Genomic DNA, 12,768 nt, shown 5'->3' on the forward strand with positions numbered 1-12,768 from the left:
GGGTGCAGGGGCTGCCGGTGCGGGATCCGCGGCTGCCGGACGCTGACCGAGCAGCGCCATCACGGCCACGAGTACCGCGATCACGATCATCGTGATCACCCCACGGATGGGCCTGCGGCGTCCGTCTCTCCCCACGCTGACGTGTTGCATACCCTCGAGCTCCTTCACACCCCATGACGGTCGGCGCGTCTGCACCTTTCGAAGCATGACACCAGGGGCCTCCCAAGTCACATTGATCCCACTGGTGTCATTTAGCCTCAGGTGTTTCTTACACGCCCCGGGCGTGGTTCGGGAAGTGCCACGCTGTGACTGGTGGGTTTTTTGTGATTTCTGTGACCTGGGGCGGGCGCTCCGGAGCTACGGGCGAGGCGACCCGACGAGACGACCCCGCCCGGGACCGTGATGGTCCCGGGCGGGGTCGTCTGAGATGCGGATCAGCAGGTCAGCGGAAGAAGCCTCGTGCGTAGGCGTTCCAGACCATGTCCTGCCAGTAGCCCCAGGCGTGGGTGCCGTTGGCGTAGTAGGTCATGACCGGCAGACCGTTCAGGGCGGCGAGGCCCTCGAAGGCCTTGGCCTGGGTGAACGCGAGGATCTCCAGTGTCGAGCCCTTGAACAGGTCGTCGAACACATTCGGCAGCGCGTTGTACTGGCCGAACAGGCCGTTACCCGAACCGATGAAGATCTTCATGCCGTGCATCTGGTTGATGCGCAGCGACGGGTCGTTGTCGTACCAGCGGGCATCCCACGGCGGGCCCCACATGGCGTCGACGTTCCACGGCTTGGGATCGACGTCGAGCATCGCCAGACGCAGCATGGTGTGCATGCCGGGCGCGCTCAGGAAGTTGTAGCCGGACAGCGATGCGGCGGCGTAGTACAGATCGCGACGCTTGGTGGCCAGGGTCAGTGCGGCGTTACCACCCGACGACAGACCCATGATGGCGAACTTGCCGCCCTTGGTGCCGTACTTGCCGTACCGGCCCGACTTCAGTGCTGCGGGGAGCGTGTTGTTGATGACGCATTCCCACATGTACCGGCGCTGCTGGCCGTTGAAGTTACTCGGCGCATTCCAGTTGGTGTAGAAGCTGGCCGGGCCACCGATCGGCTCGACGACGTTGACGCCGCGCTTCACCAGCTCCTGGATGTTGGTGTTGATCTCCCAGCCCGAGAAGTCGTACTGGGCGCGCATACCGTCGAGCATGATGACGGTACGGGTGTTGCCCGGACGCTGCCAGGCACGGACCTTGACCTTGCCCGGGGCCATCGACTTGTTGCCGAAGGCGCCGTTGGTCGGCATGCCACAGGCGTCGATCCAGAACTCCTTGACACCGGCGGTGCCGTTGATGCGCGCATCCGCCTGGCCCACTCCAGCGACCGTGCCGACGAGTCCTGCGACGGTCAGCGCCGTGACGATCATCGCCACCACGCGACTACGGAGCCGTAGCCTGCCCTTCGGTTTCATTCCACCTGCACCCATCGACTGAAAATCTCCCTTTGTCACCGGCGATCGGCGTCAGAACCACGACGCCGATACCGGATTGTCACTCCGATGTCCGGATTCCCCCACCCGACCCGGCCCGGTGTCTCGATGGGCACCTGGGACGACAGGGGAGCCTATTTCAATTACCAACCCTCGACAAACTCTGTGACTTCTATCACACAATTCTCAGGTTGGTGAACGCAATGCCTCCCGGACATGTTGTTCACGGTTCTTCTATCGATATCGCCTCGGCGCACGTTACCGATCCGAGACAAACCCCCGCAAGTCGTGGGGGCGGTACGCACCGAACGCCCGAGTTCGGCCCGGCATCGGACCCCTCGACGGGACCCTCGGCGCGACGCAACCGTGCCGGACACAGACCGCAGCATCGCTATCGCGGGTTGATCCGCTGCGGCATCGTCAAACCGCACCGCTGGATCTCGTACTCGGGGTTGCGTTCGATCCGGTAGTTGTTGAAGCCGAAGGACTGCTTCAGATTGCTCTTGAACCGCTGCCAGGTCCACGTGCCCTCGAAGGAGGCGAACCGGTCACGGGTGTCCGGACAGGTCAGCGCCACCTGCGCCTGACGCACCGTGTCCTCGTCGAGGAATCCCGGCAGGACCGGGCGGCGCGGCACGGCACCCGACTCGGCGACGACCCACTCGGTGGGCAGCACCTTGTCGTGGCCGATCCGGCCGTCCTCGAGTCGCTCGGTGTGCGCGGCGAGCGGATAGGCCAGACCCATCTGGTCCACCACGCGCACATCCAGCGGCGCGTTCATGCTGGTCATGCCGAGATTGAGGAAGTACACGGTCAGGGTGCGCTTGTCCTGCGGCGTCGACTGCGGCAGCGGGATGTAGTACCACTCGTCGTAGTTGAACGACGCCACCAGCACCCCGCCCTCCTTCTCGTGCTCGGCGATGTTGTCGACCATCGCCTGCATCCGCGGGTAGTCGAGGTAGTCGGCGGCGGTGACCGGGTTCTCGTTGCCCATGTTGGTCACGTAGAAGCGACGCTCGTCGACGATGCCGCTGCGGCCGATGTCGATGCCGGCGTTGGGCAGGACGGTCTCGTGGACCATCGCCGCCCACACGACGGTGGTGACCCACAGCCCGGCCATGATGACCGAACCGGCCAGCTGCAGCCGCGTACGACGGTTACGGGTGGAGGCATCGGGGACATCTGCTGCGGGGACACCGGGTACGGGGGTCTCGGTTGTGGGGATACCGGCGCTCGGGTCCGTCCCTTCGGGGGCGTCGTCGGCGCTCACACCACCGTTGATCGCCTCACCGGTGTTCTCGCCGGTGTTCGCATCATCGGTGGACGCGGCCGCGGGCGTACGACGGAAGGCGGCGACGACGCCGTGTACCGGGATGGTGACCGGGATGACCATCAGCGGCAGCAACAGGACGAACAGCGGCGTGAGCAGCACACGGCCGTGCATGAAGTCGCCGCCCTGGCGCAGCCAGTAGACGAAGACGATGGCACCGGCCAGCAGGATGGCCACGGTGACCGCTGTGGGGGTCTGCAGAGCGCGCGACCAGCCGGCCAGGCGATCGCGACGAGAGGTCGGGGCGTCACCGGACGCGGTGTCAACGGACGCGCTGTCACCGGCCGGGGCGGGGGCCGGTGCGAGGCGACGCAGCCGCGCGCCGATCAGCATCAGCACACCGGCAACCACGGCGAGGATCACCGGCAGCAGCAGCGTGTACGGGCCGAACAGGTTGGCCAGATAGGTGAACCCCTGCCCCCACTTGGAGCCGGAAGCGTCCTTGGCGACGGCCGGATTGGGCACCAGCAGTGCGTAGTAGCCCATCCGGAAGATCTGGTAGCCGACCGGCAGGACCGCCGCGACGACGACCACACCGACACGCATCTTCCAGGACAGCGGGGCCAAGAACACCAGCACCAGCGCGATGCCGCCGACCACGGCCAGCTCGGGACGCACCAGCGGGGCCAGACCCGCCCAGAATGCGAGGAACAGGGTCGCGGCCGCTCCGCCGCGCGTGGCGTCGGCCCCGTTGGCGCGACGGCTCCACGACACCAGCAGGCACCACAGCACCGCGGCCCAGAAGATACAGAGTCCGTTCTCCAGACCGCTGGTGGCGAAGTCGCGAGCGGGCGGCACGGCGATGTAGACGATCGCGCCCAGCGGCAGCAGCAGGGTGTAGCCGTCGCCGGTGACCCCGCCGATGCGGTTGCGCAGCAGACGCGCGGTGCCGTACATGGCGATCGGGATCGCGGCCACCGACAGCACCAGGGCGACCCACAGGGCCACGTACTCGAGCTGTCCGTCGGTCACCCACGCCCAGAACCACAACAGGTAGGTCCAGGCGGTGGAGGTGTTGGCCTCGACCCGCTCCCCCGCGTTGAAGACCGGGCCGTTGCCGGCGAACAGGTTGCGCAGGGTGCGCAGGACGATCAGGCCGTCGTCGGCGATCCACCGACGCTGCCAGGCACCTATCGCGAAGAAGGTGGCGACGGTGACCGCACCGACGACGAAGCTGCCGATCGCAACCCACTCACGCGGACCCCGGGTACGCCCTGCGGCGACGGCCGAACCCCTGCGCTCGTCGCGCTTGCGTTCGTCCGTGCGGGTGGTCTCGTCGACCGGGCGCTTCTTCCCGTCGACCGGGCGCTTCTCCTCGTCGACCGGGCGCTTCTCCTCGTCGACCGGGCGCTTCTTCCCGTCGACCGGGCGCTTCTCCTCGTCGACCGGGCGCTCGTCGGCGGGGTCGTCGAGGTTCAGCCGCAGCCAGCGGGTCGGTGCGTCGTCGCCGGGATGGTCACCGGTGTGGTCGGACCGACGATCAGGGCCGGAACGATCGGATCCACCCAGCCGGGTGGCATCGTCGGTCATGGGCCCACCGGTGCCGGGGACTCATCACGACACTGCATAGACGGCGACACCCACGCATACTATCCAGGCCACCGCGAGGAACTGCAGCACCCGGTCGCCGAGTGCGATCTCCTCCGGCTCACCGGCCGCACCACCGTCGACGTCGACCGCATACCGCAGGATGGCGACGGTGAACGGGACGATCGAGATGGCATAGAACACGTTGTCGCCGTGGATGGAGTCGTCGAGCGCCCACAGGCCGTAGCAGAGCACCACCGACGTCGCCGCCAGCGTCCACACGAACCGCAGGTAGGTGGTGGTGTAGTACTCCAGCGACTTGCGGATCTTGGCGCCGGTGCGCTCGGCGAGCTGCAGTTCGGCGTAGCGCTTACCCGCGGCCATGAACAGCGAACCGAACGCCATGACCAGCAGGAACCAGCTGGACAGGCCGTTGGGCAGTTCGGCGGCCACGCCACCGGCGATCGCGCGCAGCAGGAACCCCGACGACACGATGCAGATGTCGACGACGGCCTGGTGCTTGAGCCCGAAGCAGTAGCCGAGCTGGATGACCAGGTAGACCGCGATGGTGACGGCGGTCTGCCAGTTGGCGAGGAAGGCCACGCCGATCGACGCGGCGGCGAAGATCGCCGACAGGACATAGGCCAGGTTCACCGGCACCACGCCGGCGGCGATCGGACGGAACCGCTTGGTCGGGTGGTTGCGGTCGGCCTCGACGTCCAGCGCGTCGTTGACCAGGTAGACCGACGACGCGACCAGGCAGAACGAGACGAAGGCGATCGCCACCCGGAACATCATGTCGCCGTTGGTGAGAACCTCGGTGCCCGCGGCCAGCGGTGCGGCCAGAACGAGGACGTTCTTGACCCACTGACGCGGACGCACGGCCTTGACCAGCCCGGCGGGCAGGCTCTTGGGCGGACCCTGCACCTTTCCGTGCTCGATCGGCTCCTCGCTCATCACTTCTCCCTGTTCCTGCCGACGCAGGTGGTCATGGCACTGTCGATGTACCGGTCACCGGCGATCACCGCACCCGCACTGAGTGCACCGATCGCCGCACCGGCCGCGACGTCGCTCGGGTAGTGCACACCGAGAACCAGTCGCGAGGTGAGCATAGGCGGCACCAGCAGCGCCGGGAGCAGGGAGGGCGGCAAACCGGCGGCGCGACCGATCAGGATCGCCGCGGCGGTGGTCGACGTGGCGTGCGACGACGGGAAGCTCAACTTGCTCGGGGTGGACACCCCCACCTCGATCCGCGGGTCGTGCGGACGCTTGCGCCGCACGATGCGCTTGATCACCACCGACGCCGCGTGTGCGCCGAACGCACCCACACCGGCCTCGATCCAGCGGCGCTGTGCGGCGGCGTCGTCGCGTCGGGTCGCCAGCGCCCAGCCGGCGGCACTGATCGCCAGCCACCCCAGGGAGTGCTCCCCGAAGTGCGACAGCCCGCGGGCCGCCGCGGTGACCGGCGGCGTGGCGATCGCCGATTGGATGTCCACCAGGACCTTGACCTCACCGGTGGGTTCACCCGCCGGCGCGGTCGTGGTCTGTTCAGTCGATTCCGAAGACACCCGCCCAGCTCTCCTTACTGGTCAGCTCCTGATGCTTGGCCCGGTAGGCCGCCTGCAGCTCAGGGAATTTCTCGTTGAGTTCGCGCACCAGGGCCGCCGATTCGCGGGCCAGGGCGATCATCTTGTCCCGATCGCGCTGGCGGTAGACCACGCCACGGCCGTCGGCGGTGGTCACGGTGACCCCGTCGACCCGGCCGAGGGAGAACCAGCGGGCCTCGATCGGCGGGTAATTGGCCTGCGGCACCTCATGATGCCGCGGATCGGCGGGACGCAGGTTGTTGACCACCGCACCGGCGAGCGCCTTGAGCTTGCTGACCGGGTTGGTCGGGATCGCGGTGCCGAGATGTGTTGCCTCGCCGCTGGTCCGGGGGAGCTCGGTGGCCGACGGCAGCACCACGGCGTCGGGGAACTCCTTGCGCATCGCGGCGATCTTGGGCAACGCGGTGGGCAGCAGGCTGCGGATGTGGTCCGGGCCGGCCAGGAAGTCGCGGATCGCCTCGTTCTGGATGGCGACCGTCGAGTATTCAAGGCAGAGAAGATGTTTCGCCGTCGCCTTGACCATCGACTGCAGGATGCCCTTGATCGGGCCGTCGTGGTGGATCGATGCGACGACGAGCCGGTTGCGCAGGTGGAAGTAGGCCTGCCAGTCGATCGCGTCGTCCTTGTCGCTCCAGGCCATGTGCCAGATCGCGATACCCGGGATGGTGGCCGTCGGATATCCGGCCTTGGCGGCGCGCAGCGCGAATTCCCAGTCGTCCCACTTGATGAACAGCGGCATGGGCAGGCCGATCTGCTCCGCGCATTCACGCGGGATCATGCACATCCACCAGCCGTTGCCCTCGACGTCGATGCGCCGGTGCAGGTTCTTGGAGTTCTCGCGGTCGCGCAGCGGGTGCATCGCGAAGTTGTGGTCGTACTCGACGAACGGCGCCGCGGTCCACATGAAGGTGTGGTGGTTGATCACCTCACCCATGCAGTGCAGGTGACTGCGGTCCTGCAGGTTGAGCATCTGCCCGCCGACGAGCATGGGGGACTTGGCGAATCGCGACATAGCCAGGGACCGCAGGACGGAGTCGGGCTCGATCGCGATGTCGTCGTCCATGTACAGCACGTACGGGCTGTCGGTCAGGCGCAGCGCCTCGTACATGATCCGCGCATATCCACCGGAGCCACCCAGGTTGCCCTGGTCGAAGATGCGCAACCGGTCGCCGAGCGCGGCGGCGGCATCGTCGTAGCCGGGCTCGTCGACCACCTTGCGGGTGCCCTGATCGGGCATCAGCACCGCGTCGATCACGCCGTCCACCAACGGATCCGAGGTGAGGGCGGCGAGTGCGGCGACGGCATCGGTGGGCCGGTTGAAGGTGGGGATGCCCACGGTGATCCGCTTGGTCTCCGGGCCGGTGGGGCACGGGACCGCGGAATACCAACCGGCCGAGACGATCTGGGTCTCGGTGTCGGTGGTGACGTCGAACCAGATCCAGCCGCCGTCCTCGAACGGACCGAGGTCGAGCTCGAATTCGATGACGCCGCGGCCACCCTCGTCGGTGGGGATGAGGTCGCCACCGATGCCGATTCGGGAACCGTCGACCTTGGACCGGTAGAGGTCGACGCGGCAGTTGCCGATCACCTCGACCCGCAGCACCACCGATTCCAGGATGCTCCACCGTCGCCAGTAGGCGGCGGCGAAGGCGTTGAAGTAGGTCTCGAAGCTCACCTCGGAGTCGGTGCCGAGCACCACCGAGGTGCGGCTCGGCGAGTGCGCCCGCTGGTTGTTGCCCCACGACTCGACGAGATAGAGCGAGCGGACGTCGACCGGCTCGCCGGGACGCGGGAAGATCACCCGCTGCAGCAGCTCGACGGCCTTGGACGCCGGCTGCGCACCCGACGCGTCGTCGGCGGTGTTCTCGGTGTCGTGTTCTGTGGTGGCTCCGGTGACGCTCATCTACTCCGCCTCGGCCAGCGGCGATCCGTCGCGCAGATGCGGCGCCAGCGTGTTGTCGAACATGGTGAGCGCACTCGCGATCGCCATGTGCATGTCCAGGTATTGGTAGGTGCCCAGCCGGCCGCCGAAGAGCACCTTGCGCTCGACGGTCTCGGCCTTGGCCAGCTCCCGGTACGCCGCGAGCATCTCACGGTCTTCCGGGGTGTTGATCGGGTAGTACGGCTCGTCGTCGTCGGAGGCGAACCGGCTGTACTCCCGCATGATCACGGTCTTGTCGGTCGGGTAGGTGTCCCGCTCGGGATGGAAGTGCCGGAACTCGTGGATCCGGGTGTAGGGCACGTCGGCGTCGTTGTAGTTCATCACCGGGGTGCCCTGGAAGTCGCCGGTGGGCAGCACCTCGGTCTCGAAGTCCAGGGTGCGCCAGCCCAGGCGGCCGGCCGAGTAGTCGAAGTAGCGGTCCAGCGGGCCGGTGTAGACGACCGGCGCATCGGGGTTGGCGGCGGTGATCTCCTCGCGCGCCTCGAACCAGTCGGTGTTCAGGCGCACCTCGATCCGCTCGTCGGCGGCCATGTTCTCCAGCCACGCGGTGTATCCCTCGACCGGCAGCCCCTCGTGGGTGTCGTTGAAGTACCGGTTGTCGAAGGTGTAGCGGACGGGCAGGCGGGTGATGTTGCCGGCCGGCAGGTTGGTGGGATCGGTCTGCCACTGCTTGGCCGTGTAGGCCTTGACGAACGCCTCGTAGAGGGGGCGGCCGATCAGGCTGATCGCCTTCTCCTCGAGGTTGGTCGCGTCCTTGGTGTCGATCTCGGCGGCCTGCTCGGCGATCAGTGCCCGCGCCTCGTCGGGGCTGAAATACCGGCCGAAGAACTGCGAGACCAGGCCCAGGCCCATCGGGAACTGGTAGGCCTGCCCCTTGTGCATCGCGAAGACACGGTGCTGATAGCCGGTGAAGTCGGTGAAGCGGTTGACGTACTCCCACACGCGCTCGTTGGAGGTGTGGAACAGGTGCGCGCCGTACTTGTGGATCTCGATGCCGGTGCTCGGCTCGGGTTCGGAGTAGGCGTTGCCACCGAGGTGATGGCGGCGTTCGACGACGAGGACTCGTTTGCCCAACTCGGCGGCGGCCCGTTCGGCGACGGTGAGGCCGAAGAATCCCGAGCCCACCACGATCAGGTCAAAACCGGCGTTGGTATTGGATGCCACGGGAGTTCAGGGTAACGGACCGAACCTGAGGATTCTCCGTGCCACGGCGGCGACGGGGCCATCACCTGCGATGACCCGTCCGGAGTGCCTGAATCCTCACATCTCGGCGGCCCTGTATCCCGGCGCGGCCCGGCGACTCGGCGCAGCCCCGACGACTCAGCGCAGCACGTTCTGCTTGGGGAAGCCGAGCACCGGGATACCGCCGCGGGCCTGGTAGTCCGCCAGTCCCCGGCCGGCCAGGGCATGTGCCCCGGTCTGCTTGCTGAAGAACAGCATCCCCTTCTCGAACACCTGGGTGACGCCGGCCGCGTCAGGGGTCAGGGTGGGCAGACCCACCGCGGCCCCGAGCGCGCCGGTGTTTCCGCCGAGTGCCCCGAGCAGACCCTGGAAGGCGGAGGTGGCCGTGCCGAGCAGGTCACCGGCACCGGGCAGCAGCTGGTCGGCGATCCCGTTCAGCGAGCCCAGATCGAGGGAGCCGGTGGAACCGGGCCCGGTCGGCGGGGTGACGATCCGCGGCGGGGTGCGTTGTCCCTGCACCGAGAACCAGGACGACTTGAGGCCCAGTTTGGTGCGGGCCTCCTCACCGGTGGCCTCCACGCTGCGGCCACCGCCGGTGGCACGGACCTTGAGTGCACGGCCCTGTTCGGCGCCGAGGCCGTTGGCCTCGATCACCTCGAAGCTGTCGAGGGACGGCAACCCGAACGCCGACGCGATGCTGCCGGGGCTGACCGTGGCGGTCCAGTTGTGGTTCGGCGAGGCGGAGTCCCCCTCGTCGACGACCGCCGGGAACCGTCCGCCCGCGGTGTAGCCGCCGGTGGACGCGGAGAACTCGGTGAACGCCGGCGCCCCGTTCTGCAGGCGGATCTGACCGGCGGTGGCGTCGGCGGCGGTGTTGGTGCGCGGGTCCTCACCGGCGACACCGCCGTAGACCTGCGAGTTCTGGGTGTCGTCGATCTTCTTGCCGCCCGCGATCGCCGACAACGCGTAGGTGCGGGCGGCGACGGCCTGCGCCTTGAGTGCCTCGAGGCCGCCGGAGTCGGCCCAGCCAGGGACGCTCTCGCGGGCGATCACACCCTTCACATAGTCGTCGACGTGCAGTTTGTTGACGACCTGGCCGCCGTCGAGGCCCAGCGAGCCGCGGAATGCCTCGTTGGAGCCGCAGAAGCGGAGGAACTCGTTGGCCGGGCGGTTCGGTGCGGTGTTGATCGGGTCGACGAACGGCTGGGCGAGCGGCACCGTCCGGACGGCTGAGCCGCCGCAACCGCTCAAGATGGTGGCGGTGTTGCCGTTGAGACTGACCGCCTGGCCGGCCTCGACGCGCTGACCACCGACCGTCATCGGCGAGTCGGAGCGGACGTTGACCGCGCTCTTGTCGGTCAGGATCACCTGTACTTCGGGGGTGGTGACGCGGCCGGGGGTGGTGTTGCCGTAGTAGTGCTGCAGGATCTGGCTCGCCGACCAGCCTCGTTTGGCGTAGCCGTAGGCGCCCCACTGACCCATGCCACGGCCGTGACCGTGACCGTGGCCGATCAGGGTGACCTCGGAGCCTGCGGTGAGGCCGATGTCGGGAGTGCGGTCGGAGGCGGTCACACCGAAGATCAGGCCACCGGCCAGCAATGCCGACATGGTGCCGCCCACCACCATCGACGTGGTGCGTCGGCGCGCCTGGCGCGGTCGGGTCCGGGAGGCCAACAGGCCGGTCAGACGAGCGTTCACGAGTGCATCTCCCCCACGGTCGATCAGCCCTTCCGGCCGGTTGGTAGCACACACAGGATCTGTTACTAATGTGACTACTGGGACTCAAGTGACCATAATCAAGTCTCTTAAGAATCACCAACCACAGAAGATAACAACCGCATCACGAGTTATACGTCCCCCGGCGTGGACTGCCCGTGATGACGACGACTCCCCGACACGATCGGGGGCGTCGCCGGTGCAGACGCAGCGGCCGCGCATCCCGTTAGGAGCAGAGATCGGTGCGATACCCACGACGTAAGCCCTCGGTGCTGGTCGCAGCGGTGGCACTCGCGCTCGGCGCGGGGATGCTGATCGATCTCGGCCCCGACCGCTCGGTGCGGGATGTGCGCCCGGTGGACAACCAGCGCCAGATCGACCGCACCGCGATCGAGGAGGTCGCGCTGCGTGAGCTTCCGTCGGTGGCGCTGGACCTCGCGTCGTCGGGGCTCGAGGCCGCCGGGATCGAACTGCCCGAGCTCGACATCACCGCCCTGCCGTCGTCCGGTCGCACCCCCGTCTCCGCCGACGGCGAGGTCGCACGGCCGGCGGTCGGCGCCTCGGTCAAACACCTCGTCCGGGACACCCCGTTCAAGATGGTCGGATTCACGTGGAACAAACCGGTCTGGGGTGATCCCGACGACGCCACCATGTTGCTGCGGGCGAAGGAGGCCGGTGGCCGCTGGGGTGAATGGGTGGAACTCGAGCCGATCCACACCGAGGCCGCGCCGTCGGCGAGGCAACCCGGCGGTACCGAGCCGGTGTGGGTGGGCGATGCCACCGAGATCCAGGTGGCCGTCGCCGAGGAGGGACTCGCCATCCCGGCGCTGCGCCCCACCCGGGCCGCGGGCACTCCGGTCGAGGGCGACGGCACCGATCTGCTCACCCAGGTTCTCGGGGCCGGTGCCGAGATCCTGAAGAACCTCGCCGGGACGGTGATGCCGGAGTTGTCGGCGACGCTGCTCAGCCCGGACAGCCTGCTCTCCCTGGGGTCGTCGATGTTGACGACACTGTCGGGGGGCCCGCAGGTGATCTCGCGGGCGGCCTGGGGTGCCGACGAGTCGATCCGCTGTTCGCAACCGACCATCTCGCCGTCGCTGAACGGTGCGATCGTCCATCACACCGCGGGCTCCAACGACTACACGCCGCAGCAGTCGGTGGAGATCGTGCGCGGCATCTACGCCTATCACGCACGCACCCTGAACTGGTGCGACATCGGCTACAACGTGCTCGTCGACAAGTACGGACAGATCTTCGAGGGCGCCTTCGGTGGCCTCGACCGCAACGTCGAGGGCACCCACACCGGCGGGTTCAACCGCAACACCGTCGGGGTGTCGATGATCGGCAACCTCGAGGAGGTCACCCCCTCCGGGGCGATGCTCGCCTCGGTGGGCCGTTTCCTCAAGTGGCGACTGAGCAAGGCGGGCCTCAACCCGGCCGGTACCGCACACCTGACGTCGGAGTACTTCTCCGACAGCAAGTTCCCCGCCGGAACGCAGACGCAGATGCCGGTGATCGCCGGGCACCGCGACTACAACAACACCAGTTGCCCCGGGGCATACGGCTATCCGGCACTCGCGCAGATCCGCAGCCTCGCCGGGGCGTTCACCCCACCGGCCACCACCACACCGACCCCTGAGCCAGGCGCACCGGCCGAGTCGGCACCGGCCGCTCCCCCGACCACCGATCCGCCGGTCCAGATGGCGCAATAGGACCGACACGACCGTCCCCACCCATCGCCATCCGAGGTCGCCTGCGGAGATCTCGACTCGGGTCATCAACAGGCCGTTGATGGTTGAGCCGACGAGGAGCGAAGCGACAAGTCGTGCCGAAACCTCAGACGGCCGAGTTGCTGACGTGACCACCCCGGAGGTGGCCGCCACCCAACACAACCCACCAAGATTTCGACACGGGTCCTCGCTACGCTCGGTCCCGGCTCAATCAGCAACAGGAGATTCTCGCTCAATCAGCAACTCGCCGTTGATGG

General features: G+C 67.6%; 8 protein-coding genes. 1 reads left to right on the top strand and 7 read right to left on the bottom strand.

The features are described from left to right. Positions 1-442: 442 nt before the first annotated feature. From GD1_RS22835 to GD1_RS22865, 7 genes are all read right to left on the bottom strand, one after another. On the bottom strand, positions 443-1,474 hold the full coding sequence (locus GD1_RS22835) for an alpha/beta hydrolase (RefSeq protein ID WP_053776677.1): 1,032 nt from the start codon (positions 1,472-1,474) through the stop codon (positions 443-445). 394 nt (positions 1,475-1,868) lie between these two features. Then, a complete protein-coding gene (locus GD1_RS22840) occupies positions 1,869-4,337 on the bottom strand; it encodes an arabinofuranosyltransferase AftB family protein (RefSeq protein ID WP_238404266.1) in 2,469 nt (822 codons plus the stop codon). 24 nt (positions 4,338-4,361) lie between these two features. After that, positions 4,362-5,291, bottom strand: a complete 930-nt coding sequence (locus GD1_RS22845) for a decaprenyl-phosphate phosphoribosyltransferase (RefSeq protein WP_053776678.1) — start codon at positions 5,289-5,291, stop codon at positions 4,362-4,364. Next, positions 5,291-5,902 carry a phosphatase PAP2 family protein gene (locus GD1_RS22850; RefSeq protein WP_059039788.1) on the bottom strand — a complete coding sequence of 204 codons (612 nt, stop codon included), beginning with the start codon at positions 5,900-5,902 and terminating at the stop codon, positions 5,291-5,293. The genes GD1_RS22845 and GD1_RS22850 overlap by 1 nt, the downstream gene beginning before the upstream one ends. Next, positions 5,883-7,844 carry a glycosyltransferase gene (locus GD1_RS22855; RefSeq protein ID WP_053776680.1) on the bottom strand — a complete coding sequence of 654 codons (1,962 nt, stop codon included), beginning with the start codon at positions 7,842-7,844 and terminating at the stop codon, positions 5,883-5,885. Before GD1_RS22855 ends, GD1_RS22850 begins: the two co-directional genes overlap by 20 nt. After that, complete coding sequence (gene glf, locus GD1_RS22860; RefSeq protein WP_059039790.1) at positions 7,845-9,047, bottom strand: UDP-galactopyranose mutase; 1,203 nt, start codon at positions 9,045-9,047, stop codon at positions 7,845-7,847. A 156-nt stretch (positions 9,048-9,203) separates the two neighbouring features. Continuing rightward, a complete protein-coding gene (locus GD1_RS22865; RefSeq protein ID WP_083534645.1) occupies positions 9,204-10,691 on the bottom strand; it encodes a SpoIID/LytB domain-containing protein in 1,488 nt (495 codons plus the stop codon). A gap of 332 nt (positions 10,692-11,023) precedes the next feature. On the opposite strand from GD1_RS22865, the gene GD1_RS22870 reads away from it, so the two are divergent. After that, positions 11,024-12,493, top strand: coding sequence for a peptidoglycan recognition protein family protein (locus GD1_RS22870; RefSeq protein WP_059039794.1), 1,470 nt, complete (start codon positions 11,024-11,026; stop codon positions 12,491-12,493). The last annotated feature ends 275 nt before the right edge of the window (positions 12,494-12,768 follow it).

Origin of the sequence: Gordonia desulfuricans NBRC 100010, from assembly GCF_001485495.1 — a bacterium.
Lineage (GTDB): Bacteria > Actinomycetota > Actinomycetes > Mycobacteriales > Mycobacteriaceae > Gordonia > Gordonia desulfuricans.